The sequence below is a fragment of the Bacillus sp. JJ1474 genome, from assembly GCF_036965225.1.
In the GTDB taxonomy this organism is placed as follows: Bacteria; Bacillota; Bacilli; order Bacillales; family Cytobacillaceae; genus Cytobacillus.
Window position 1 is genome coordinate 32,993 of record NZ_JBALPC010000038.1, and the last position, 23,485, is coordinate 56,477.

At 41.5% G+C, this 23,485-nt stretch carries 24 protein-coding genes; 17 read left to right on the forward strand and 7 right to left on the reverse strand.

The features are described from left to right. The first annotated feature begins 498 nt into the window (after positions 1-498). The 12 genes from V7164_RS06025 (at position 499) to V7164_RS06080 (ending at position 11,414) form a co-directional block, all read left to right on the forward strand. Positions 499-744, forward strand: coding sequence for a DUF1146 family protein (locus tag V7164_RS06025; protein ID WP_335353636.1), 246 nt, complete (start codon positions 499-501; stop codon positions 742-744). A gap of 342 nt (positions 745-1,086) precedes the next feature. Beyond that, complete coding sequence (locus tag V7164_RS06030; RefSeq protein WP_335353637.1) at positions 1,087-1,830, forward strand: YwmB family TATA-box binding protein; 744 nt, start codon at positions 1,087-1,089, stop codon at positions 1,828-1,830. 33 nt (positions 1,831-1,863) lie between these two features. Next, positions 1,864-3,177: a UDP-N-acetylglucosamine 1-carboxyvinyltransferase gene (gene murA, locus V7164_RS06035; RefSeq protein WP_335344554.1), complete on the forward strand. Its 1,314-nt coding sequence runs from the start codon at positions 1,864-1,866 to the stop codon at positions 3,175-3,177. Between the two features lie 349 nt (positions 3,178-3,526). Next, a complete protein-coding gene (gene spoIID, locus V7164_RS06040) occupies positions 3,527-4,558 on the forward strand; it encodes a stage II sporulation protein D (protein ID WP_335353638.1) in 1,032 nt (343 codons plus the stop codon). Positions 4,559-4,911: 353 nt separating this feature from the next. Then, positions 4,912-5,772: a M23 family metallopeptidase gene (locus V7164_RS06045; RefSeq protein WP_335344552.1), complete on the forward strand. Its 861-nt coding sequence runs from the start codon at positions 4,912-4,914 to the stop codon at positions 5,770-5,772. A gap of 571 nt (positions 5,773-6,343) precedes the next feature. Next, positions 6,344-6,616 (forward strand): sporulation transcriptional regulator SpoIIID, encoded by a 273-nt coding sequence (spoIIID, locus tag V7164_RS06050; protein WP_335344551.1) that lies wholly within the window; start codon positions 6,344-6,346, stop codon positions 6,614-6,616. Positions 6,617-7,085: 469 nt separating this feature from the next. Beyond that, positions 7,086-8,087, forward strand: coding sequence for a rod shape-determining protein (locus tag V7164_RS06055; RefSeq protein WP_335344550.1), 1,002 nt, complete (start codon positions 7,086-7,088; stop codon positions 8,085-8,087). 235 nt (positions 8,088-8,322) lie between these two features. Beyond that, on the forward strand, positions 8,323-9,144 hold the full coding sequence (locus V7164_RS06060; protein ID WP_335353639.1) for a flagellar hook-basal body protein: 822 nt from the start codon (positions 8,323-8,325) through the stop codon (positions 9,142-9,144). Between the two features lie 45 nt (positions 9,145-9,189). Next, positions 9,190-10,032 (forward strand): flagellar hook-basal body protein, encoded by an 843-nt coding sequence (locus V7164_RS06065; RefSeq protein WP_335353653.1) that lies wholly within the window; start codon positions 9,190-9,192, stop codon positions 10,030-10,032. A 13-nt stretch (positions 10,033-10,045) separates the two neighbouring features. Beyond that, positions 10,046-10,318, forward strand: coding sequence for a DNA-directed RNA polymerase subunit beta (locus V7164_RS06070; RefSeq protein WP_335344548.1), 273 nt, complete (start codon positions 10,046-10,048; stop codon positions 10,316-10,318). A gap of 269 nt (positions 10,319-10,587) precedes the next feature. Beyond that, positions 10,588-11,010, forward strand: a complete 423-nt coding sequence (fabZ, locus tag V7164_RS06075) for a 3-hydroxyacyl-ACP dehydratase FabZ (protein ID WP_335344547.1) — start codon at positions 10,588-10,590, stop codon at positions 11,008-11,010. A 161-nt stretch (positions 11,011-11,171) separates the two neighbouring features. Then, positions 11,172-11,414, forward strand: a complete 243-nt coding sequence (locus tag V7164_RS06080) for a hypothetical protein (protein WP_335353640.1) — start codon at positions 11,172-11,174, stop codon at positions 11,412-11,414. Positions 11,415-11,469: 55 nt separating this feature from the next. On the opposite strand, the gene V7164_RS06085 is transcribed toward V7164_RS06080, so the two are convergent. Then, the gene (locus tag V7164_RS06085) at positions 11,470-11,904 is read right to left on the reverse strand and encodes a YwpF-like family protein (RefSeq protein WP_335353641.1); all 435 of its coding nucleotides are present in this window, start codon (positions 11,902-11,904) and stop codon (positions 11,470-11,472) included. Between the two features lie 281 nt (positions 11,905-12,185). On the opposite strand from V7164_RS06085, the gene ssb reads away from it, so the two are divergent. Both ssb and V7164_RS06095 read left to right on the forward strand, forming a co-directional pair. Further along, entirely contained in the window at positions 12,186-12,545 is a 360-nt protein-coding gene (ssb, locus tag V7164_RS06090; protein ID WP_335353642.1) for a single-stranded DNA-binding protein, read from the forward strand. Between the two features lie 3 nt (positions 12,546-12,548). After that, positions 12,549-12,743: a hypothetical protein gene (locus tag V7164_RS06095; RefSeq protein ID WP_335353643.1), complete on the forward strand. Its 195-nt coding sequence runs from the start codon at positions 12,549-12,551 to the stop codon at positions 12,741-12,743. A gap of 99 nt (positions 12,744-12,842) precedes the next feature. Here the strand turns inward: V7164_RS06095 and V7164_RS06100 are convergent, their stop codons facing one another. Beyond that, positions 12,843-13,136: a helix-turn-helix transcriptional regulator gene (locus tag V7164_RS06100; protein ID WP_335353644.1), complete on the reverse strand. Its 294-nt coding sequence runs from the start codon at positions 13,134-13,136 to the stop codon at positions 12,843-12,845. 279 nt (positions 13,137-13,415) lie between these two features. Here V7164_RS06100 and V7164_RS06105 point away from each other — a divergent pair, with 279 nt between their 5' ends. Beyond that, entirely contained in the window at positions 13,416-13,835 is a 420-nt protein-coding gene (locus V7164_RS06105; RefSeq protein WP_335353645.1) for a hypothetical protein, read from the forward strand. 487 nt (positions 13,836-14,322) lie between these two features. On the opposite strand, the gene V7164_RS06110 is transcribed toward V7164_RS06105, so the two are convergent. Next, on the reverse strand, positions 14,323-17,145 hold the full coding sequence (locus V7164_RS06110; protein ID WP_335353646.1) for a DEAD/DEAH box helicase: 2,823 nt from the start codon (positions 17,143-17,145) through the stop codon (positions 14,323-14,325). Further along, positions 17,138-18,754 (reverse strand): SWIM zinc finger family protein, encoded by a 1,617-nt coding sequence (locus V7164_RS06115; RefSeq protein WP_335353647.1) that lies wholly within the window; start codon positions 18,752-18,754, stop codon positions 17,138-17,140. The genes V7164_RS06110 and V7164_RS06115 overlap by 8 nt, the downstream gene beginning before the upstream one ends. Before the next feature lie 256 nt (positions 18,755-19,010). Between V7164_RS06115 and V7164_RS06120 the strand changes: the two genes are divergently transcribed. Next, the gene (locus tag V7164_RS06120; protein ID WP_335353648.1) at positions 19,011-19,484 is read left to right on the forward strand and encodes a CarD family transcriptional regulator; all 474 of its coding nucleotides are present in this window, start codon (positions 19,011-19,013) and stop codon (positions 19,482-19,484) included. A 65-nt stretch (positions 19,485-19,549) separates the two neighbouring features. Here the strand turns inward: V7164_RS06120 and V7164_RS06125 are convergent, their stop codons facing one another. Beyond that, positions 19,550-20,110 carry a 3D domain-containing protein gene (locus V7164_RS06125; RefSeq protein WP_335353649.1) on the reverse strand — a complete coding sequence of 187 codons (561 nt, stop codon included), beginning with the start codon at positions 20,108-20,110 and terminating at the stop codon, positions 19,550-19,552. A gap of 735 nt (positions 20,111-20,845) precedes the next feature. Here V7164_RS06125 and V7164_RS06130 point away from each other — a divergent pair. Continuing rightward, positions 20,846-22,825, forward strand: a complete 1,980-nt coding sequence (locus V7164_RS06130) for a methyl-accepting chemotaxis protein (protein ID WP_335353650.1) — start codon at positions 20,846-20,848, stop codon at positions 22,823-22,825. Positions 22,826-22,955: 130 nt separating this feature from the next. Here V7164_RS06130 and V7164_RS06135 read toward each other — a convergent pair whose 3' ends face one another. Next, positions 22,956-23,174 (reverse strand): DUF2922 domain-containing protein, encoded by a 219-nt coding sequence (locus V7164_RS06135; RefSeq protein ID WP_335353651.1) that lies wholly within the window; start codon positions 23,172-23,174, stop codon positions 22,956-22,958. Between the two features lie 57 nt (positions 23,175-23,231). Further along, the gene (locus V7164_RS06140) at positions 23,232-23,450 is read right to left on the reverse strand and encodes a DUF1659 domain-containing protein (protein WP_066296963.1); all 219 of its coding nucleotides are present in this window, start codon (positions 23,448-23,450) and stop codon (positions 23,232-23,234) included. Between the last annotated feature and the right edge of the window lie 35 nt (positions 23,451-23,485).

Consider the following 23,485-nt stretch of genomic DNA (forward strand, 5'->3'; position numbering starts at 1 on the left):
TTTGAAAAGTCCAAGCAGGTAGACTGGACGGACATTTCATCGAGAACTGGGATTGAAAAGTCAAAGCAGTGTATGGGGATGGACAATTTATCATGAAAAAGGTTCGAATTGGCTGATAAACCGGGAATCTGGCTGACAACGGCACGAAATTGGCTGATAAAAGGGGAGCCTGGCTGACAACGGCACGAAATTGGCTGACAAAATGAAAATCTGGCTGACATCTGCATCAATTTGGCTAATAAATCAGAATTCTGGCTGACAAATCCAAAAAAACTGCTGTTAATTCCCCATATCTTGCTAACAAATCCGAACTTTTATCAAAACTTAAAGATTCTTTGTAAGACAAGTGTTATTTCCTATTATAAAGCCGCGTTCCATGCTATGATTATAGGCGGATTGTCAATTTTCGGTTTAGTATTGACATATTTTCGAAAAAATATCGAATACATAGCCCAAATAGTTTTTCCTATGGCGGCGATGGAGATGGGAGTGGTATACATGGTTCCAGGATTTGGACAACAGGCGTTGCTTAGCATTATGTCACATTTGGTTTTTATTGCTTTAGCCTGGTGGGCTCTTCAAGCATTGCGCATTGATCAGCTTTTGCGTCCCAACCGTGTCATGCAGGCAAGAGTACTCTACATCCTATTATCGATTGCCATTGGGGCGTCCGTAAGTAACTTTTTCCTTGATTATCTTCTATGGTCGAGGCAATTGCCCCTTATTCTTCAAACGGTACTTTAAAAAAAGATTTAACAAAATAGTAGATAATATGGGTCTTCGTACATGTTTTCAATTATCTTATTTTTAAGTACAATTCTATTTGTTGTGCTCTATTTTTGCATGTTTAAAAATTGGCATTAAATAGTTAATCCCAAATTTGACGATTTTGAATAGGATATAAGAAATTGGGCAATATCCTCAATTTTACAATTGCTTCAGTCGCTATGAACGCCACGTTCTGTGGCAGCATCCATGCTAGCAGCTGATAGGCGACTCAAGCTAAATTGTCAAAAAGTGACGACAATTCCCAAGTATGCTCAGCTCCTCCTTGGTAACAATGGTAGTAAGGGGGAGGATGTAAATATGAAATACTTGAAGATAATATTAGCAATTGTTGGTACTTTTGGTTTTATGGTCTTAAACTTTGGGAATAAAACGACTGTGGCCAAAACCGATCTCGATCTTATGAAGCTATCCTCAATTTTACAAGACGAAGATATTTTAATCATTGAATGGTCTTTGCATGCAAGAGAAAATATGGAAAGTCTTCAAAGCGTGGATGAGGTAAAAAAATATACAGATGACCTCAAGAAACAATACCCAAATTGGACTTGGACGAGTAACGATTTGGAAAAACAGTCGGAAACCGTGGCGGTTTTAAATAAAGATTCTCAGACGGAAACGATAAAGATTCTATCGACCCCCACAAAAAATAAAGTTCAAACGTATGTCATTTATGAAGTGAAAGGGAATGACTGGAAGGCTGAATCTGAAAAAGAGATCAACTTTCTCTTAAATGGCAGAATTTCTGACATTTTCCATGAAAATACCACAATTTTCTCTTGTTTGAAAGGCGAATTCAGTGATAAAATTGATAAGACTTTGCCTAATGAAATAAACCATTTATTAGCTGCCTTTAATGCGAAAAAAATAGAAGGTTTACATGAGGAGAATTTCATATCGGCATCCGCCTATTCGACATTGTTTGATAATGCTATTCAAACAAAAGGCAAGGATATGAATTTGCAAATAGGTATAAGAAATCATGGATTGGGCGGAAAGACTACCCTTGTAGTTGGCACACCCATCCTAACGATTGAATATTAATATAGAGAAATTGGACGCGGAGGGGAATACACTTTGGAAAAAATCATCGTCCGCGGCGGAAATAGGTTAAGCGGTATTGTCAAAGTAGAAGGAGCAAAAAACGCTGTTTTACCGGTTATCGCCGCAACACTATTAGCAAGTGATGGCAAGAGCGTAATTCGTGATGTACCGACACTCTCCGATGTATACACGATCAATGAAGTATTACGCTATTTAAACGCCGAAGTGGAGTTTAATCATAACCAAGTCACTGTTAATGCATCACGAGAATTAAGAGTAGAGGCACCTTTTGAATATGTCCGTAAAATGCGTGCTTCTGTTTTGGTTATGGGATCCTTACTTGCCCGTAATGGCCGTGCGCGTGTAGCATTGCCTGGCGGGTGTGCAATTGGATCTCGCCCGATTGATCAGCATTTAAAAGGCTTTGAGGCAATGGGTGCTACGGTGAAGGTTGGCAATGGATTTATCGAGGCAGAAGCAGCAAATGGCCGCCTGCATGGGGCAAAAATCTATCTTGATTTTCCAAGTGTCGGAGCAACGGAAAATATTATGATGGCTGCAACCCTTGCCAAAGGGACAACGATTTTAGAAAACGTAGCGAAAGAACCGGAAATCGTGGATTTAGCGAATTTCCTCAATAAAATGGGTGCAAAGGTTAGAGGAGCCGGAACCGGTACGATCCGAATTGAAGGTGTTGACCAATTATTCGGAGCGGAGCACCATATCATCCCTGACCGAATTGAAGCTGGTACCTTTATGGTGGCTGCTGCGATTACAGGCGGAAATGTCCTTGTCAAAGGCGCTGTCCCTGAACACTCCACCTCATTAATTGCAAAAATGGAAGAAATGGGCGTTCTTTTTGTTGAAGAAGCAGAAGGCATTCGTGTCATCGGTCCAGAGAAACTAAAGGCAGTTGATATTAAAACAATGCCTCATCCTGGTTTCCCGACTGATATGCAATCCCAAATGATGGCTTTATTACTCCATGCAAACGGTACAAGTGTGATCACGGAGACTGTATTCGAAAATCGCTTCATGCATGTGGAGGAATTCCGCCGTATGAACGCTGATATTAAGATCGAAGGCCGCTCTGTTATTATGAACGGACCATCTAATCTCCAGGGAGCTGAAGTGGCTGCAACGGATTTACGTGCTGCTGCGGCACTCGTTTTATCTGGATTGGTAGCAGATGGCGTAACTCGTGTAACGGAATTGAAGCATTTAGACCGTGGCTATGTGGATTTCCACAACAAGCTGGCTGCCCTTGGTGCCGATATTGAGCGCGTAAAAGAAGTGGACGAAATCGTTGCCCCAGTGGAACGATATGTTTCAGATATGAATGCGTAGTTTTGTGAGATTAAAAAGTCACTTTTTGTGAGTGAATTGTTTAGTAAAAGATAATTTTGAGATGAAGCGCAGAATCCGTTCGTCAGACCTCTGACGAGTGGGGGTTGCGTTTTTTCTTTTTTTAGAAGGTGTTGTGCAGTGATTTGGAAAAAGTGGAAACCAACCCTGCTTAGCTCTCCGAATTCTGATGATATCTCGAAATTATTTTTCCTCCATTGAGCCCCTAAAGAGTTACCAACCTTTAACATTCCAGCCCAAAATTCTTGTCATAATAGCCTGTCCACGACCATAAGATTGAGAAGAGACAGACTTCTAAGGGGTCTAAATCACATATTATGGAGGCATAGTCATGACAAAATTTAAACCTTTCATCGTACTAGGAGCACTGCTTGTTTTCATTACTCTGCTGATTCCTTCTTTATTAGTCCTCCCTTTTAAAGACGATCAGGTGTCCGTAAAGCTCGGGGAGCGGTTAAATAAGGAAGACAGCAAGAAGCATACAGCGGAAACCTCTAAAGAGCCAGCTGTTGAGGTAGCGGTATTTCGAATGAAAAAAAAGCAAGTGGATTCGCTTCCGCTAGAGGATTATGTTGTCGGAGTAGTAGCATCAGAAATGCCAAGGGCTTTTGAAAAAGAGGCGTTAAAGGCTCAAGCCTTAGCAGCAAGAACGTATATTGTGAATCAAATGATGCGAGAAAATAAGTCAGAGCTGCCTGATGGAGCGCTTGTCACGGACACGGTGGAGCATCAGGTTTATAAGGATATGGATGAAATCAGAAAAACATTTGGCCCGGATTTTAAGTGGGCAATCGAAAAAATCACAGAGGCTGTCAAGGAAACGAGTGGGCAAATTATCGTTTACGAAGGCTCACCGATTGACGCCAGCTTCTTTTCAACAAGTAATGGGTATACCGAAAATTCTGAGGCTATTTGGTTAAACGCAGTCCCTTATTTAAAAAGCGTGGAAAGCCCATGGGACTTGGAATCGCCAAAGTTCAGCAACCAAAAAACATTTACCATTTCAGATTTCGAGAATAGGTTAGGAGTCAAGCTTCCTTCCAATAATACGATCGGCACTATAACGTCTAGAACTGCGGGAAAGCGTGTCGGTGAGGTTGAAATTAACGGGAAAGTCTTTTCAGGTAAGGTGATTAGGGAAAAGCTCGGACTAAGGTCCACAGACTTCACGTGGAAGCGCCAGGGGGATCAGGTTGTTATTAACACGAGGGGATATGGCCATGGTGTCGGTATGAGCCAATACGGGGCAAATGGGATGGCCTCAGAAGGAAAAACCTACAAAGACATCATCTCCTACTACTATAAAGGCGTAGAAATTGCTAACTCAGAAAACTACCTTACTAAAGTATTAGCCAAAAAATAAATTGGTGCCAGGCACCCTGAAAAGACAATCTGTATGGTTTTGTGATTTCAGGGTGTACACGTGAGTAGGCTCAATGTAAGGGTTTCAGCCCTTAGTCGGGGAAACACAAACATAGAAAGGTTCAATATAAGGATTTTAACCTTTCGCTTAAGTAAACGTGAACATAGAGTTGCCGATACCAGCAGGCAGCTCTTTTTTATGCCCAAAAGAACACATTTTATCCCAGAAAAAATTTATTTTTAAATAATGAATAATTTCTTTAATTTTGTCGAAAAATAATCCAAAAAAATATTTTTGCGGGGATGTATATAATTCTTCTAATCTGTTCAGAATGATTGCTGAGGTGATGATAAATGAGAGAGGAAGAAAAGAAACGATCTTCTCAAAATTCCAGCTTTAAACGCTTTTTCAAGAAGCGTTGGGTATTCCCAGCGATCTACATTGCAGCAGCAGCAATCATTCTAACCGGGGTTCTTTGGTACCAAAACACGAATAATAATTCAGCGAATCCAGATAGCGTGGATAATAGCGCTACCGATGTACCGGGGAAAAAGTTTAATGAACCAGCAATCGAAGTAAACCGATCTATGGAAAACATCATGATGCCTGTAAAAGATGTCGATGCATCAGTCATTCAAAGACCTTTCTATGACGCAGATGCCAAAGCAGAAGAACAGGAAGCAGCACTTGTCCTATACGAAAACCAATATCACCAAAACACAGGTATCAATATTGGGATGAAGGATGGCGAAACATTTGATGTCGTTGCATCCTTAAGTGGAACGGTTACGAAGATTGAAGAAGATGTGCTGTTGGGAAATGTCATTGAAATTGAACATGACAAAGGAATTGTAACACAGTATCAATCTGTTAAAGAGATCAGTGTCGAGGTTGGCAGTCAGGTTAAGCAAGGCCAAGTGATTGCAAAAGCTGGTGAAAGCATGTTTGATGCGGAAGCGGGTGTCCATGTACACTTCGAAATTCGCAAGGATAACGTTGCACTTAACCCGCATGATTACTTCCAAAAGCCATTAAGCACATTACAGGAGCTTAGTGAGGAAGATGAAACGAAAGCATCTGATGATCAAGATGCTGTAGATGAAGAAGCCTCTGAGGAAGATACAGAAAAAGGTACAAGCGATGATGAGAAAGATTCCGAAGAAGACACGAATAACGAAACAGAACAAAATTCTAAGGATTCTTCAAACGCATAATATAAGCCAAAGCCCTGCCGATTCGGCGGGCTTTTTGGCGTGAATGACCGCTATCCATTTACTGACAGGAAATTTCCTCGATCGACAATTTCTCGGGAAATAACCGGTAAAAGCTCATTTTCCTACAAAAATCCCCTTAGATCTGGGATGAGACTGTGAAGTGAAACCATTCTCCTTGCTTCAAATTTTTTAGAACACTATTCCTTAAAAACTGTCAGTCCATTACCTAAAATACAATATTTTTAGTCAAAATCTCCCGTTAAATACTAAATCTTCAAAAAACTTTCGCAATACCTTGTCCCTAATGTGTTTTTCGTGCATATATCTGCAACCAAGCTAATAGACTGATACAAACCTGACAAAGAGAGTGGTTGAGGTGAGGAGTCGTTTTGCAGATAGTATTGAATGTGCCTTAGGACATGTTTATTCACCGCAAGCTCAGAAAGTAAAAGCTTTCTGCCGTATGGAGAATTCTCCGAATATAGCCGCCATGCGGAACAGAGTATAGATCAAAGCGAAAAGCGAGTCTCATTTCGCACTTCTCACATCCAATTTAGGGAGGGCGAGTGGTGTGCACGATTACATCAAAGAGAGAACTATCAAGATTGGAAAGTATATCGTGGAGACGAGAAAAACAGTTCGCGTTATCGCGAAGGAGTTTGGCGTATCCAAAAGTACAGTCCATAAAGACTTAACAGAAAGACTACCTGAGATTAACCCTGAACTGGCGAATGAAGTGAAGGAAATTCTAGATTACCATAAATCAATCCGACATTTACGCGGGGGAGAAGCTACAAAAATGAAATATAAGAAAGAAGAAATTGAGGGAGAAGTATTAAAGTAAAACAAGAAAATGATTTTGTTGATTATTAGCCTTATGCAACGAAAATAAGATAGGTATGTTAAGGCGGATTGATCCTCAACAATATTTATTAGCAAAGCCAACAAAAAATGCAGTCAGGCGCCAAATAAAAGGCTCTGGCTGCTTTTTTTTCTTTTACGACAAAAATCTTCAAAAACCCACACATATTCTGACAAAAAATTATTTAATTCGCCTTGAGTGTGGTAGAATATAGAATTAGGATAGAACTTGATTCGTATAATCAAAAAGGTCTACAACTAGGTGAGTTAGGCAAGTGGAGTGCTTCATTTTTTCTGGAGCATAAGTTGAAGAATTTTAAATATAGCGAGGTTCGCTTAATATAGCTAAATGCATAAGGCGTGTACTGGGCAGACCTGGCCTGGTGCTTAATTATGTCCATGAGCAGGTGGCGGACAATGCAGGCCAGTAGTCAAGGAGGAAAGATGAGAGAATGTTTGCAAGGGATATTGGAATTGACTTAGGAACGGCTAACGTGCTGATTCACGTGAAGGGCCGCGGAATTGTTTTGAATGAGCCGTCTGTGGTAGCAATTGATAAGAACACGAATAAGGTTTTGGCAGTAGGTGAGGAAGCGCGCAGAATGGTGGGACGGACGCCTGGCAATATCGCAGCTATTCGCCCGCTTAGAGATGGAGTTATAGCGGATTTTGACGTAACAGAAGCTATGCTGAAGCATTTTATTAACAAATTGAATGTGAAAGGCTTTTTATCAAAGCCACGCATTTTAATTTGCTGCCCAACGAACATCACAAGTGTGGAGCAAAAGGCGATTAAAGAAGCGGCAGAAAAGAGTGGCGGTAAGAAGATCTATTTAGAGGAAGAGCCTAAGGTAGCCGCGATTGGCGCCGGTATGGATATCTTCCAGCCAAGCGGAAACATGGTCGTTGACATTGGTGGGGGAACGACAGATGTCGCAGTTTTATCTATGGGTGACATCGTAACCTCTTCTTCGATTAAAATGGCAGGAGATGCCTTCGACAGTGAGATTCTGCAATATATTAAGCGCGAGTACAAGCTATTAATCGGGGAAAGAACCGCTGAGAATATTAAAACAACCATTGGAACCGTATTCCCAGGATCAAAGAGCGAGGAATTGGATATTCGCGGACGCGATATGGTATCAGGCCTTCCAAGAACGATCACAGTTCGTTCAGAAGAAATTGAACGTGCTTTAAGGGAATCTGTTGCGGTCATCGTACAGGCGGCAAAGAGTGTGCTTGAACGGACGCCACCTGAACTATCTGCTGATATTATCGATCGCGGTGTTATACTAACAGGCGGGGGCGCGCTTCTCCACGGCATCGACACCCTTCTTGCTGAGGAATTGAAAGTGCCTGTCTTAATAGCTGAAAATCCAATGGATTGCGTAGCGATTGGAACAGGTATTATGCTTGATAATATTGATAAGCTTCCGAAACGCAAGCTGGGATAAATTTTAAGTGAAGAATAACAAAATCGAGTATGAAATCATCTAGGTTTTATACTCGATTTTTTATCTTAGGCTACTTTAGAAAATGGTAAAATAATAATATCTGCAAAAATTCTTACTTTTTATAATGTTTATTTTGAAGATTTTTTCTATAATAGAAGTAATGCTAATAAATATATTCCGTTTCCAAACGGATACTTATACATATTTTTCAAAAGTTTTCTAATGAGGTGAACTTATGTTCAGAGGGTTTTATACAGTGGCCTCCGGGATGGTGGCGCAGCAGAAAAGAACAGAAATGCTGACGAATAATATGGCGAATGCGAATACACCGGGCTTTAAGGCTGATCAATCTGCCTTGCGTGCGTTTCCGGAAATGCTGTTGCAGCGATTTGACCAGGAAGTGATCCCAACGGAAGACGGGCTTCGTCTGCCTTTCAATCGAAGGATTGGCGCTTTGAATACAGGGGTTTATATGCAGGAAGCGATGCCGGCTTTTTTGCAGGGTGATTTAAAAGAAACAGGCATTAAAACGGACATGGCTTTACTGGATGTGTCTTTGCCTGTTAACGGCAGTGTGTTTTTTACAATTGCGGGTCTAAATGGGGAACAGCAATATACACGAAATGGAAACTTTACAGTAGATGGACAAGGCTTTTTAACAACCGCAAGCGGCCATTTTGTATTGAATGAAGCGGGGAATCGCATTCAGCTGACTAGTGATCGATTTACGCTTAATGAAAATGGTGTGTTGACAGGTGAGGGCGGAGAAACCGCAAGACTGGGAATCGCGTTCGCGGAGGACGCAAACCGCCTTATGAAGCAAGGATACGGGTTATTTCGAACAGAGGACGGCAATCAGCTTCCGAGTGCTTACAATGCGGCAGGGGTCCAATTTAAGCTTCAGCAAGGGTTTGTAGAGCGTTCTAATGTGGATGTTGGTAGAACGATGACAGAAATGCTATCAGCCTACAGATCGTTTGAGGCGAATCAGAAGGTGCTTCAAGCCTATGACCGGAGTATGGAAAAAGCTGCGAATGAAATAGGTCGTATCGGTTAATTTTTGGGATGCAACTAAAATTTTTCCGGCAAAGGGGGATGAATGATGAATAGAACGATGATTACGGCACAGAATACATTAACCCAGCTGCAAAAACAAATGGATATTGTCAGTCATAATATGGCAAATATCGATACAACGGGCTATAAGCGCAGAGAAGCGAATTTCACGGATTTGCTTTTTCAGCAGTTTAATAATCAGACACTCCCTCAATTAGAGGTCAATCGATTAACACCTAACGGAATTCGTCAAGGAGTTGGGGCCAAGCTTGCTCAATCGCAAATCGTAGGGAGCCAGGGTAGCTTGAAGAATACAGACCGATCCCTTGATATGGCTATGACTACAGAGGGCCAGTATTTTAAAGTGCTCGAGCAAGGGGAGAATGGCTCGGCTATCCGCTATACGAGGGACGGCGCCTTTTACTTAACTCCATTATCAGCAAATGAAAACATGCTTGTCACGAGCAATGGCTATCCGGTTTTGGATGAAAACAATAATCCAATTACTGTTAGTAATAATGTGAAGGAATTTACTTTACAGGACGAAGGGCGACTGGTGGCTTCCTTGGAGGATGGCCGTACAAGTGAATTTAATCTTGGTGTCGTTCATATTAAGAAATCGCAATTTCTTGAGCAAAAAGGAGAAAATCTCCTCGGTCTGCCGGAAAATATGGCTGAATTAAATACGCCAGTGAATGATATTTTAACGGATCTTAACGGTCCTTTAAGAAATCAAATTTCCATGCAGCAGAGCGCCTTGGAGCAGTCAAATGTGGATATGTCCAAGGAGATGACCGAGCTCATTAATCTTCAGCGTTCTTATCAATTCCAGTCCAGATCCGTCTCCATCGCTGACCAAATGATGGGACTCATCAACGGAATTCGTTAAAAGGGGAATAAACATGTCAATCAACAACAATAATCAAGAAGCAGCGAAATCACGTGAACAATTAAAAAAAGAACGCACAACCATGGCGGAAAAGAGACGCAATCGCCGTATTCGGGTGCGCATGATTCCGATTTGGCTGCGGATTATCATTGTTGCTGTTTTAATTACTCTAAGCGGTATAGCAGGAGCAGCCTTCGGGTATGGTGTAATGGGAGGCGGCAATGCGAAAGATATATTCCAGAAGTCTACCTGGACGCATATTGTCGACCTTGTAGAACGAGAATAAAAGGGGCATAGGCCTCTTTTTTTTGGACTTGCTGGGGGAGCGGGGAGCTTAGGGGATTTGGCTGAAAAAGTGGTGGAATTGGCGATAAACCATCAAAATTGGCTGAAAAAGTACTGAAATTAGCTGAAAACCAACAAAATAGGCAGACAAATTGCCAGAAATGGCTGCCAACTTCAAAATAAACTCCCACCTCACGATTTCAAACTTCCCGTATGCTTCTTTTTTTAGTACAATAAACTATAACCTAATATTAGTAGGAGGTACTAATTATGCTAAATATTGAACAAATTAAAGAAATCATTCCTCACCGTTATCCTTTTTTACTGGTTGATCGTATTCTTGAGGTGGAGGAAGGTCATAAAGCAGTCGGAATTAAAAACGTAACGGCCAATGAGGAATTTTTCAACGGGCATTTTCCTGATTATCCGGTTATGCCGGGTGTTCTGGTTGTCGAGGCGCTAGCTCAGGTGGGAGCTGTTGCGATGCTGAAAAAAGAAGAAAATCGCGGACGTCTAGCTCTTTTTGCTGGAATTGATAAATGCCGTTTTAAAAGACAAGTGAAGCCAGGTGACCAATTGCGTCTAGAGGTTGAAATGATTCGGTTTAAGGGGCCAATGGGCAAAGGAAAAGCAATTGCGACTGTCGATGGAGAGCTTGTGTGCGAAACTGAAATCATGTTTGCTTTGCAGTAGGTTTTTGTTAAAATTGACGAAATGTTTTCGTAAGAAAGCCAGCATATAAATTGCTAGCTTTCTTTTTTTTTATGCAAGTTGCAGACGATTTTGGGAATTATAACAGGAGACCCGTAAAAAAGGTCAACTTAAAAAAACATATTTGAAAGGAGCTTTTTCGAATGAACAAAAAGCTTTTAAACCTAATTGGCGGTTCTGTTCTTGCAGCGTTGCTTTTAGCCGGTTGTGCAACCAATGATCAAGAACCCCCTCCGCCAAACAACAACGACAATAACAATGGGGTCATCAATGATGACAACAATTTAGACAGAAATAATGATTTGAACGACAACAACGGCATGAACAACAACAACAACAATAATGACAATCTTGACCTTAATGATAATGATAATGATAATAAGTAGATAATATGTGAAGGGGCAACTCCACGTCAATTTCTTGGCTTAGAGTTGCCCTATTTTAATCACCTTTAGCAGCAGTAATCTGAGGCTTTCCACGGAGAATGGTCTTAAATTCCTTCAATAGCTCATCCCCTGTTAAACCCTGATCAATGAGTTTTTTCAAAACTATTTCCGCATAATCATAATTCGTTTTCTTCAGTTTGCCTTCAAAAAGAATACTAATATGATCAGTCAAAGGTTTAATGGTGACAATCTTTGTTTGGAAGGCGGCTGGGCTGTTTTCCTTTTTCGTGATGACAACCTGAACAATGATATCTTCGCCTTGCTTGGACAATTTCTGAAAATAATCATTATACGTATTGTTCACATAGGCCTCTAGCATCCAAGTATTCTGATCGTTCTCTTGATTAATAATTAACCCGTCATTCAGGTCGATATCTACCAATGAATCATCCTCGACAACTTGCAGCGAGATGAGTTTAAACGTCTTCATCCTTTTCCTCCCGTCCGTATGGCTTATTGAAAGTATAACATAGACCTATTTGGTAATCGAATTTGGCAGGAATACCAATGCATTTTGATTTGTCGAATTTTCTTTAGTAAAATGTCTAATTTTGCATTTTTAAAGCGTTTTTCAATTTGGAGTGAACCTTTATACCCATTAAAACTGACTTTTTCCTGCAAAAATACCCCTCATAATTCAATTTTCGACTTTTTACTCTCATGCTATTCAGGGATTAAGATAAGAGCATGTTGGAGAGAGGAGAGAAATGAATGATCAATCAAGTAACGTTAGTAGGCAGATTGACCAAGGACCCGGAGATCAAAAGAACACCCGAGGGAACAGCCGTGACCAACGTAACCTTGGCCGTAAACCGTCAGTACCGCAATCAGCAAGGAGAGGTTGGGGCGGATTTTGTTCAATGCACCCTATGGAGAAAGACTGCTGAAAATACATCGCGCTATTGCCGTAAGGGCTCTTTAATTGGAATTACCGGCAGAATTCAGACAAGATATTATGACAATCAAGAAGGAATCAGAGTTTATGTAACCGAGGTGTTAGCAGATTCTGTGAGATTTCTCGAACAAAAGCGTTCAGAAGAGGCATTTATCCCCGCAGGAATGGAGGCTTAGGAATTGAACAAAGAGATGGAATTAGAAAGCCTAGTTGAGGCATTAATAAGAATGTTGGGCAAATCCAACGAAAGAGTAAACGACTTAACCAATCGGGTCAATCAATTAGAAGTCATCCTCCGCGAGTCATTATTGCCCGTCTATCACCCTGTTCACCAAACTGATCCTAAGGTGATTTCGGAAAAATACCCTTCATGAGTGTTCCTCAGGTTTTCAATTCACCTTTCCCCCTCATAGAGAGAATCAATACATTCCCCATCCCCCACTATTTCCGGCGCATATCGCGCCGGTTTTTGTTTACTTTTGTTTCATTCCCAGTATAAGAAACTGAACTACCCTAATTGTTTGGGCTTTCGTCTTTTCATCAAAATTATATAGCTCCAAGAGTGATTTCTTAATCATATCCAAATCATGATCAATAGGGCCCTTTTTTAAAATATAAGTATCCGATCCAATGTCTCGTTTCTCACTGTTATTAATTTTAGCGAGCTGAAGAAGAGTCTGGTAGTTCGGAATAATTTCCCCCGTTTCACATTTGCTAATGGTAGACCGATGAACATTCATTGAATTTGCTACTAAACACAGCCCCAATTTTGCTCATCCCTAAGCTTCCTCAGCTTTGTAGATAAAGACATGTTCTCACCGCTTTTCACAAGTTCTTTTTCTCTAAACTTAGCGGGAAAATGACTAGAAAGGGATTTGTGTTCCTGTTAGTCACGAGTATGAATGAGGAAATTTACAAAAAAGAGTGAAAAAGTAAAATTTTGTAGGTTTATTAGGGATTATTTAAAGGAATTTAGTGAAACCTGTCGAATTTAACTAGGTAAATAGTCCTGATAGTGTGTTAGGGTGGAATAGGAGTGGTTTGATGTGTCATTTAAAAAAGAAAACAAGTTAGCAGTGTCATTTTACTTTTGCAGGGAGCAATTCAGTAAGAAACATCTTAATATCAATTACCAACCCGGTTTTTTTGACGCCCTCAAGTTAATTAACCTCCAAAAACCGAAATCATATCAAAAAGTTCCTCTTAGAAAAAATACAATCCTTCGTTTTTACTACCTAGAAAATAACACCCAACAATCAATCGATTATTTATTTGATTTCAAAAAAGGCTCTATAGAAGTGAGGAAACCCAGAACAATATCTGCCAATTTTCGCTACTTATCCTGTTTTTTAATTAAAGAAGGGAACAGAGTCTCGTATATGGCGTATCGGCCAAACGCACCAAAGAAAGTAGCCATAAAAAAACAGCCGCCAAGTCTTGATAGTGATCAGACGATTGGCAGCTAAGGCTGGAGAGGGGATTGGATGTGGACAGGTTTTTGGTAAAATGCGAAAACCTGTCCAACAAGTTAGGTTACTTGGACAGGTTTTGTGAAAACCGGGAAAAGCTGTCCAACAAGTTAGGTTACTTGGACAGGTTTTGTGAAAACCGTGAAAAGCTGTCCATCAAGTTAGATTACTTGGACAGGTTTTGTGAAAAACACGAAAAGCTGTCCATCAAGTTAGGTTACTTGGACAGGTTTTGTGAAAAACGTGAAAAGCTGTCCATCAAGTTAGATTACTCAGACAGGTTTTGTGGAAACCTCGAAAACCTGTCCAACAAGTCAGTTTACTCGGACAGGTTTTATGAAAAGTACGAAAAGCTGTCCAACAAGTTAGGTTACTTGGACAGGTTTTATGATAAGCGCGAAAACCTGTCCAGCCAATATAAAAATCTGCAACTTTCGCGGTTATATCGGTCACTTTGAAGATATTTCGCTTCAGCACCACCACATTAATTCAAAAACACCAAATCCCTTAATTCATCTGTTGAAAGCTCGGTAATCCAGCTTTCGCTTTGGATGATTTGATCGTTCAACGATTGCTTTTTCTCTAGCATGGCATCAATTTTTTCTTCGAGGGTACCGGTGCAGATCATTTTATGGACGTGGACGAAGCGTTTTTGGCCGATGCGGTAGGCACGGTCGGTGGCTTGGTTTTCAACGGCAGGATTCCACCAGCGATCATAATGGATGACGTGGTTGGCCGCAGTCAGATTCAAACCGGTTCCGCCCGCCTTTAAGGATAAAAGAAAGACAGGAAACTTCCCGTTCTGGAACTGCTCAATCATCCGGTCGCGTTCATTTTTCGGAACACTGCCATTCAAAAATGGCACCTCGACACCGAATCGTTTCTTAATCATCCCGCGAATAATATTGCCCATTTCAATATATTGAGTAAAAATCAAGCAGCTTTCTTCTTGATCGAGAACCGACTCAACCAATTCATTCAGCTTCTCAAGCTTAGCCGAACGCTCAATCACCTTCGATGGCTTTTCCTCTTTTAAATAAAGAGCGGGGTGGTTGCAAAGCTGCTTCAACCGGCTGAGCATTTGTAAAATTAATCCTTTCCGCTCGAATGCTGATAAACTCTCGATTTGCTCGAATGTATCCTTGACGAGCTGTTCATACAAGGAGGCCTGCTCCGCTGTTAACGGACAGTATTCCTTTTGCTCGAGCTTGTCTGGGAGATTCAGCGCCACTTCTTCGTCTCGTTTCGTTCGGCGAAGCAGGAAAGGTCTAATAAAAGCTTGAAGCTGTCCAACCTTTTCCTTATTATCATCCTTCTCAATCGGGAGCACGAAGCGCTTTTGAAATTGGCCCATGCTGCCTAAATAGCCGTGGTTGGTGAAATCAAAAATCGACCAAAGCTCGGATAAGCGGTTTTCCATCGGGGTCCCGGTCAAAGCAATATGATGCTTGCCCTTTAGCCTCCGAACCGCCCTCGATTGCTTCGTTTGCGCATTTTTAATATTCTGCGCCTCATCTATGCTGATCGAGCCCCATTCAATACTCTCGAAATCCTCGACATCTAGAGCGGTCAGTCCGTACGAGGTAAGAACGACATCGGCTGCAGAAGCTTTTTCCACAAACTCCTCACTTTTAGACCGGTTCCCCCCATAATGAAGATACACATTCAACTCAGGGGCAAACCGCTCAATTTCCTTTTGCCAGTTTCCGAGCACGGAGGTCGGGCAAATAATCAGCGCAGGGCCAGAGTTTGCTTCCTCTTCCTTCACTTTTAAAAGGTAGGAAATCAGCTGAATTGTTTTGCCAAGCCCCATATCATCCGCCAAACAAGCGCCAAATCCATACTTGCGCAAAAATAGCAGCCAGCTCATGCCGAGCTTTTGATAAGGACGGAGGTCCCCTTGAAATGCAGCGGGGACTTCCACGAGAGGGAGATCCTTAATATCGCGAAGCTGCTTCACCATTTGCTTCCATTGGCGGTTCATTTCAATTTGAATTCGGGCAAAGGCTTTTGGATTCTCGAGTTCGTCCTCTTGTTCAGATTCATCAGCGAGAAGCTCCTGCTCAATTAAATCGCGGACATGAAGTCCTTCCTTTTCCGCTTTTTTCATTAAATCCTGTATTTGCCGTACAAACCCAGGATCAAGCTTAATCCATCTTCCTCGAATATAAACGAGTCGTCTTTTTTCCTCCACCATGCTGTTGAACTCATCCTCTGACAAATCTACTCCATTCATGGAAATCCGCCAATCATAATCCAGCATCGCCTGAAGCCCGACAAAGGATGGACGATGGCTAGTGGACTGCCCTTTAAGACGAGCCTTCACCTTAAGACTGGCATTTTTCATCGCCAGCCACCATGAAGGCAGCAGAATTTCAATTCCTAAAGAAAGGAGAGTTTCACTCGCCTCAGTAAGAAATGTCCAAGCCTCATCTTCCGTTAAACGTGTCGCAACACCCCGATCACCTTTAAGCCAAGGAAAAACATTCAGCCATCTTTCCTGTTCCTTTGTGATCGCATCCTCGTACTTCTGCCAGCCCCGAGGATAATTCGCATAATCATGCAAATCCACTAGCAGATCCGGCTCTTTTTTTCCACGAAGAAAAATGCTGAGCTCCCATGAATCGTCAATCTCGGCAGGCTCCTCCAGCTTCAGTCCAATGGAAAAAGGAATCTCGTTTTCCTTGAGGCCAATCCATTCCTGCCAGCTTTCTTCGTCAAAATAGGCCGCAAGATCACGGGGAGAAAGCTCACTTCCGCGTAAAGTATTTATTTTTCCACTTAAATCGGCTTTCAGCTTGCTATTACGCTCAAAAAACGCATCCAATGCATGATGAAACATCTCGTGGGTAAAATCCTTAACAGACATTTCCCCAATCATCTGCTCCCAAAAGGAGGAACCAAATTCCTGCACAACCCGGTCAGGCAGCGCCCAGCGGAACTGGCCGTTTTCCCAGGCTGAAAAATCAGGGATCCATTCCTTTTCGGAAATCGCCTCATATATAGGAAGAGAGGCGGCTAAACAAATTTGGGCCAGCTCATCCCAATCCCACTCGATAAATGAATTAAATCGTTCCTTCGCAAACAACGTGACAAGCTGCCAGCCGTTAAGGGGAATATCCTTCTCCTCCGCGGCTTTATGATCTTGAAAAAGAGTTCCATAGAAGCTCTCCTCATGATGATTAAACAGCAGCTTGCCCCAGAATTCAGGTTTTAAAAAAGACCCCTCATCATTCTGCGCAGAAAGGCTATATAGGTTCGTATCTATATGTCGGACGTTAATTTTTATCTTTCTGATCTCAAGCATCGATTAGCTTTCCCCTCTTACATTCTTCCTGAAAGGCGCGAAGCCGCTTTGTTTTTTCAAGCAGAGTGTCTAGGAAAAACACCCAGTCATCCTGTCTTTTCAGCTTCTTGTACAACGTCCGGAGCTTTTTCAATTTCCGGACAGCCACGCGGTAATGGTCTCGGCCTTTATGGGAAATATGGTTTTGAATCGACTGATGATAAAGCGGTAAAAGCAGTGCTGGCGCATCTTTTTCAATTTCCTTGATCCGGCTCTTTGGAAGAACGTCAATATCGTGGTTCATTCTGGCCTGCAAATCAATCCAGCGATCAAAGGCGCCGTTTTCAAAAAGAAGATTTTCATATTCATTAAAGCTGAATGGCAGCGTTTCGACGAGAGCTTTTTCATATATATCGTCTCTGCTCGTTGCCGAACAGAAAGGTTGTATCACTTTTATGGCAAGATTAGAGAAATTCCGGTTAACATAATGATTCTCTGATATTTGAAGGTATTCCCGAAGCCTCTTAATAAATTCCTCAACATAAGGTCCCATTCGTTTCCATTCCTTCTGTTGGGTAAAATAATCAAGCCAGGTCAGGAAATAGGGAGTCATCTCTTTTTCAGGAACTTCCAATAGATTAATGGCATCCTCATCTTTCCCCAATAGAATATATTGATGAATAATAGCCACAACGATCGGGAAATTTTTGTCCTTTATAGCCAGCAGTTTTTCGACTTCTTCCTGGCACCAAGCCTTCTTCTTGAAAAATTTCATCCACAGAATTCGATACAATTGAGTTTGTTCAAATTCAAGCGGGAAATCATGCTTAAGGATATCGGTGGAATCCCCTTTTAATTTTTCAATAAAATCATCGAAGGCAAAGGGGAGGGAGTGAACCGATAGTTTATGGGTCACATCCAAAATATCCTCCATCAAATCCTGAAAAAGATGGTGATAGTAAAGGTTTATGATTTCTCCCGAGTGCCCGAACTGAATGCTCAGTTCCATCAGCTTTTTAAAGCTAAAGAAGTAGCCAATCAAGTGATAAAGGAGCTTCCATTCCTGCTCAAAAGGTGCATTGGCTTGCCATCGCTTCGTATAGATTTGAAAAAGTTCATTCATATAATAGGGCTTCGGCTCACCGTTCCCGGTCATAATCGCGTCAAAGCTTTCGTGAATGGTTTCCACCCAGTTATCATAATCAGGCTTTTGCCTGCTTGAAGTCGTTAACAGGTCCTTTGCTCTCTGAAGGCCGAGTAGCTTGACCGTTTTACTCTCCTGCAAGGGCTGTCTCCAATCATTCACCCAATCCGTCACACTCTTCGCCTGCGAAAGAAGATAGAAAAACACAGCAAGCTGATGCCGGCAAAAACCATCGGCCGGACACGAGCATTCGCTTAAATTGATAAAATTAGGATCAAGCCTAACCTTTGCAGGCGTCACATCCTGAACCACACCCGTGATCTCATTCCGATCAAAGCGAACGTGAGAAACAAGCCCCTGCCGAAAAAGCATCAGTCCCTTCTGAACCATGCGCTCATCATCAGGCGACTTCGGATTCAGCATATCCTTCAACTCATTCGCCGCAAAATCCAACGGTTCGAGGAAATGCTCTGGAATGGTAGACATGGAAACCCCTCCTTTTACAAATAGTCAATAGAAATAATTATATCATTTTTTGGAATGGGGTGTCTTGTCGGTTTCCTAGTTAGGAATCTCTAGCATTGTTGGTCTGATAACTCCTTAATATTCCTATGTGAATTTTTTTAAAAAAGTTTCAAAAAATATATTGACGATAATAATTGTTTCGTGTTATATTTAAAAATTTGATAAAAATAACTATCTGTGTTACCATTATTAATGAAGGTAATATGGAGGTGATGATATGTTTCAAATTGGCGATAAGGTTTTTTATCCAATGCATGGGGCAGGTATCATTGAGGCCATAGAAGAACGGGAAATTCTAGGGAAGACACAGGAGTATTATGTGATTCACATACCATTGAATAAAATGGACGTCATGCTTCCATTGAAAACAATGACGGATTCCGGTGTTCGCTCCATCCTAGACGGAGAAACAATGAAAGAAATTTTGTTTGATATTCACAATGTGGAGTCAGACTGCGGCCTTCCTTGGAAGGAAAGGTACAAATCGAACATGGAGAAGCTGAAGTCGGGTAGGGTGGAGGATTCCGCTGAAATTGTTCGGGATCTCCTGCATCGCAACAAGGAAAAGTCGCTTAATACGAGTGAACGGCAAATGCTCAATCAAGCGCAGCGGAATATCATTAGTGAACTAAGTTTAATTAAAGACATCAGCGAGTCCGAAGCCGCTGAATTATTAAAACAATCCAGTTAGGACAAACTTCAATAAAAAAAGAGAGTGGCTCAAAATAAGAGTCGCTCTCTTTTTGTCTCTTTAAATTAGTTATACACTTTAATCTTCACGGATTTATTTCCCCACTGAATCGCTTGCTTGTGAGAAGGAATAAACACGTCAATTTTGTTTCCTTTTACAGAAGAGCCTTTATCGGCAGCGATCGCTTCCCCGTAACCTGGTACAAAAACCTTCGATCCGAGCGGTATTACCTTAGGATCAACAGAAATGACTTTCAAGTTTGGATTCTTTTTTAAATTTAGTCCTGTAGCCGTAATGCCGCTGCAGTTTTTGCAGCTAGCTGTATATGCAGTGGCTTTAACAGTAATTTCTTTATAGCTCGCAGCTTTCACAGCGGGAGCGGGCGGTTTGGTTTCAGCAGTTGCTGATGCAGGAGCCACCTTTAACACCTGATTAGGCTTAATCATATCTGATTTAAGATTATTCCATGATTTTAATTGCTGTACGGTAATTTGATTCTTTTTAGAAATGGACCAAAGAGTATCACCATTTTTTACTTTATATGTATGTTCAGCGGCAGACGCAACATTTGAAAACCCAACTAGTAGAAAAAATGCAGTCGTTATTGTGATTAGAAGTTTTTTCATGAGAGATTCTCCTTTTCTTTCTTCTTAAGGAGTATATTAGCAAAGGAAGATAACAGGAATGTTTCAGAATAAAACTATTTTTATTACAAAGTAGATTTCGTTTGTAATATTAGGGTGTTAATAGAGTAGGTGAATAATGAGGATAATAGGTTTAAAGGACATAAAATAGGGGAATCCCCCAATCCATGACCTTTAAGTTAGCTTTAAAGGACACAAAGGAGAGGAATCCCCCAATCCATGTCCCTTAAGTTAGCTTTAAAGGACACAAAACAGAGGAATCAGCCAATTCATGACCTTTAAGTTTGCTTTAAAGGACATAAAACAGGGGAGTAACCCAATTCATGTCCCTTAGCTAGTTAATAAATGGCGCAATACGGTAAAATCTCCCGGCTCCTCTACTCTTCTACTATGAGATAGGCTCCAACTTTTTATCTATTTTTCTTAACCAGGAACAAGGTAAAATCAATTTTATGAATATGCCGAATCTTGTTGAAAATTGGAGAATACACGGTTATAATTTTAATGAAAAGGCTTACATAATTTCGATTTAATGGGGGGATTAAGTGCTATTGGTCTAATAGCATTGGGCGTACCGGCGATCAAATCTTGCAATCTATTTTCTATCATCGCCATGATTCGAAAACGAATAAGAGTCCCTTTTGGCTACTTTTAACAAGGTAGCTTTTTACTATAAAAGCGGAGAAAGTTGAATATGAAAGGAAGGCCTCCATCACCGTGAAAACCAAGCCAAAGAGAAAACCCATTTTTGCATTGACGATTAGGAAAAAACTAATGCTATCATTTATTTTGATATTGTTAGTGCCATCTGTAACGATCGGTCTCTCTTCCTACTTAAATGCGCAAAGCAATATTAAGGAAAAAATCCAGATTAGTTCGAGGGAAAATGTTTTAGTCATTGATAAGTTTATTACTAGCTTTATTGAGCCTAAGGGAAATGCAGCGTCTTATTTTGCTGGAAGCTTTAATAAAGGCTCTTTTTCAGAGGAACAGGTCCAAAAAACGATCGAGCAATTGAAGGAATATCAAGTATTGCATCCGGAAGCGATGGTTGTTTATATAGGTTTAGAAGAGAACGGTGATTTTTTCTCTTATCCAGAACAGGATTTGCCTGATGGGTATGATCCGAGAAAGCGCCCTTGGTACATTGGTTCTAAGGCGAAGAGTAATGAAACGTTTATTACGGAGCCATATATTGATGCCTTTACGGGCGGGGTGATCGTGACTATTGCTCACACGCTTGAGGATGGTTCAGGGGTATTTGGGATGGACCTTAGCCTTGAAGCATTAAACAAGTTAACAGATGGAATTAAGATTGGAAAAAACGGATATCCGATCCTTATAAGTGCTGAAGGAAACTACCTCGTTCATCCAGAAATCGAAGCAGGCGAAAAGGCAGAAGGCAGCTGGGTTCAGCCTTTATTAGAAAAGAAGGATGGACAGGTCAATGATAGCCGTAACCAGATTGATTATACAACGAATGAAATAACGGGGATGAAAATTGCTGGTGTTATGGACTTAGATGAGGTCAGTCAGGATACGAAACCGATTCTCATGACGACTCTATTAATCGTTGGACTTTTTATCGTGATCGGAGCCGTGCTTTCTTATTTTGTGATCCGGTCGATAACGAGACCTTTGAACCAGCTAGTTGAAGCAACTGGAAAAGTCAGCGAGGGAGATCTGACTCAAACCTTCGATGTTAAAAATAATGATGAAATCAGCCATTTAGGCATTAGCTTTAATAAAATGGTGGGGGCTCTCCGCGAGCTGATCCGTAATATTGATGCGAAATCCGAAATGCTGGCGGCATCATCGGAGCAGCTGTTGGCAAGCTCGGAGCAAAATAATAACGCAACGGAGCAAATTGTCGATGCCATTCAGGAGGTTGCTTCCGGAACAGAACGCCAATCCAAGATGGTTGAGGAAAGCCATCATATTGTAACGGCGATGTCTGGGGAAATGGAAAGAATGCTGAGCCATTCTCAGGCCGTCCGCGATACATCCATGGACGCTGTAAACATTGTCAACAATGGAAATCAAGCGATTCAACTAACATCTGAACAAATGACCAATATTCACAAAACGATTAGCAGGCTTAGCGTGGTCATTGAGGATTTAAGAAAAAGATCAATCGATATTAATCAAATCATTGATGTGATTTCGGGAATTGCCGACCAAACGAATCTTCTGGCGTTAAATGCGGCCATTGAAGCGGCAAGGGCAGGGGAAAATGGAAAAGGTTTTGCCGTGGTTGCGGATGAGGTGCGTAAGTTAGCGGAGCAATCGTCTAGATCAACTGAAACAATCCGACAACTCATCTCCTCCATTCAAATTGACACGAACCAAGCAGTCGAATCGATGGAAAAAGGAACAACCGAAATCGAAAAAGGAATGGATCTTGCACAAAGTGCAGGAGAGGCTTTCCATGAAATCAAGGAATTTATCGATCACGTAAGCGCTGAAATTCAAACGATTTCTGTCTCTATAAAAGAGACTTCAGCGGGCACTGAACAGGTAGTTGGCGTTGTACACGGCATCGAAGAAATTGCTGTCAAAACAACAGCAGACAGCCAAAATGTTTCCGCCGCAACCGAGGAACAATTAGCCTCCATGCAGGAAATCGCAGCTTCTGCCTCTTCGCTATCTTATATGGCAGAGGAACTTCAGGAAATAATTAATCAGTTTAAAATATAAGTGAAATGGTCTATGGGGTGTGCTTGTCGGTTTTTGAGCGCGTGCCCCGTAGTTTTTTTCCAAACACAAAGAGGCCGGTCTGCATAGGAGCAGAACCGGCCTCATTTATTGGGTTAACGATCGTGTGTAACTAGACTAATTCATAGGCGGTGACGTTACGCTCGATGACTCTTGCTTCTTTTGCCGAAGCAAGAGTGCCGTTCATCGTTTGGAACACATCCGCAGCGATGATTTGCTCCATTGCTAGTTTAACAGCAGCTGGATCAATCGGCTCCTTCGGGTTATCGATGGAAAGTCTTGATAGCTTGCCTGAATCCGTTACAAATGTTAATTCTAATGATTTTGCCATGGGTCTTTTCCTCCTTTCGCTTTATTAAATGTGTGAATCTAGCTCCAGAGCCTCTGCTTAGCCAAGAATGTCAAAGCTGTCATTTTTGACAATGGTAGATAGGGAGTCCTTGCTAAGTGATGCGATTGCCGTTGCTGCCTGAAAAAGCTGATCAGCTGTCGCCATCTTTTTCACATTTCCAAAAGTGCGCGACTTGAAAATCGGTTCGCCCTTCTCATTTAATCCCGTTTCGAACGTTAGACGAAGCCGTGTCTCAATCATTAATGCCTCTGCCATGTTGATCACCTCCTCTCACTCTTTATATATAAGGG

Coding starts and splice junctions, on each gene's coding strand:
- V7164_RS06025 (WP_335353636.1), top strand. CDS start 499: ATGGTTCCAGGATTTGGACAACAGGCGTTGCTTAGCATTATGTCACAT.
- V7164_RS06110 (WP_335353646.1), bottom strand. CDS start 17,145: ATGCTTGAGATCAGAAAGATAAAAATTAACGTCCGACATATAGATACG.
- V7164_RS06080 (WP_335353640.1), top strand. CDS start 11,172: ATGAACAAAAAGCTTTTAAACCTAATTGGCGGTTCTGTTCTTGCAGCG.
- V7164_RS06115 (WP_335353647.1), bottom strand. CDS start 18,754: ATGTCTACCATTCCAGAGCATTTCCTCGAACCGTTGGATTTTGCGGCG.
- spoIID (WP_335353638.1), top strand. CDS start 3,527: ATGACAAAATTTAAACCTTTCATCGTACTAGGAGCACTGCTTGTTTTC.
- V7164_RS06125 (WP_335353649.1), bottom strand. CDS start 20,110: ATGAAAAAACTTCTAATCACAATAACGACTGCATTTTTTCTACTAGTT.
- V7164_RS06065 (WP_335353653.1), top strand. CDS start 9,190: ATGAATAGAACGATGATTACGGCACAGAATACATTAACCCAGCTGCAA.
- V7164_RS06030 (WP_335353637.1), top strand. CDS start 1,087: ATGAAATACTTGAAGATAATATTAGCAATTGTTGGTACTTTTGGTTTT.
- ssb (WP_335353642.1), top strand. CDS start 12,186: ATGATCAATCAAGTAACGTTAGTAGGCAGATTGACCAAGGACCCGGAG.
- fabZ (WP_335344547.1), top strand. CDS start 10,588: ATGCTAAATATTGAACAAATTAAAGAAATCATTCCTCACCGTTATCCT.
- V7164_RS06120 (WP_335353648.1), top strand. CDS start 19,011: ATGTTTCAAATTGGCGATAAGGTTTTTTATCCAATGCATGGGGCAGGT.
- V7164_RS06045 (WP_335344552.1), top strand. CDS start 4,912: ATGAGAGAGGAAGAAAAGAAACGATCTTCTCAAAATTCCAGCTTTAAA.
- V7164_RS06135 (WP_335353651.1), bottom strand. CDS start 23,174: ATGGCAAAATCATTAGAATTAACATTTGTAACGGATTCAGGCAAGCTA.
- V7164_RS06070 (WP_335344548.1), top strand. CDS start 10,046: ATGTCAATCAACAACAATAATCAAGAAGCAGCGAAATCACGTGAACAA.
- V7164_RS06060 (WP_335353639.1), top strand. CDS start 8,323: ATGTTCAGAGGGTTTTATACAGTGGCCTCCGGGATGGTGGCGCAGCAG.
- V7164_RS06085 (WP_335353641.1), bottom strand. CDS start 11,904: ATGAAGACGTTTAAACTCATCTCGCTGCAAGTTGTCGAGGATGATTCA.
- V7164_RS06055 (WP_335344550.1), top strand. CDS start 7,086: ATGTTTGCAAGGGATATTGGAATTGACTTAGGAACGGCTAACGTGCTG.
- V7164_RS06140 (WP_066296963.1), bottom strand. CDS start 23,450: ATGGCAGAGGCATTAATGATTGAGACACGGCTTCGTCTAACGTTCGAA.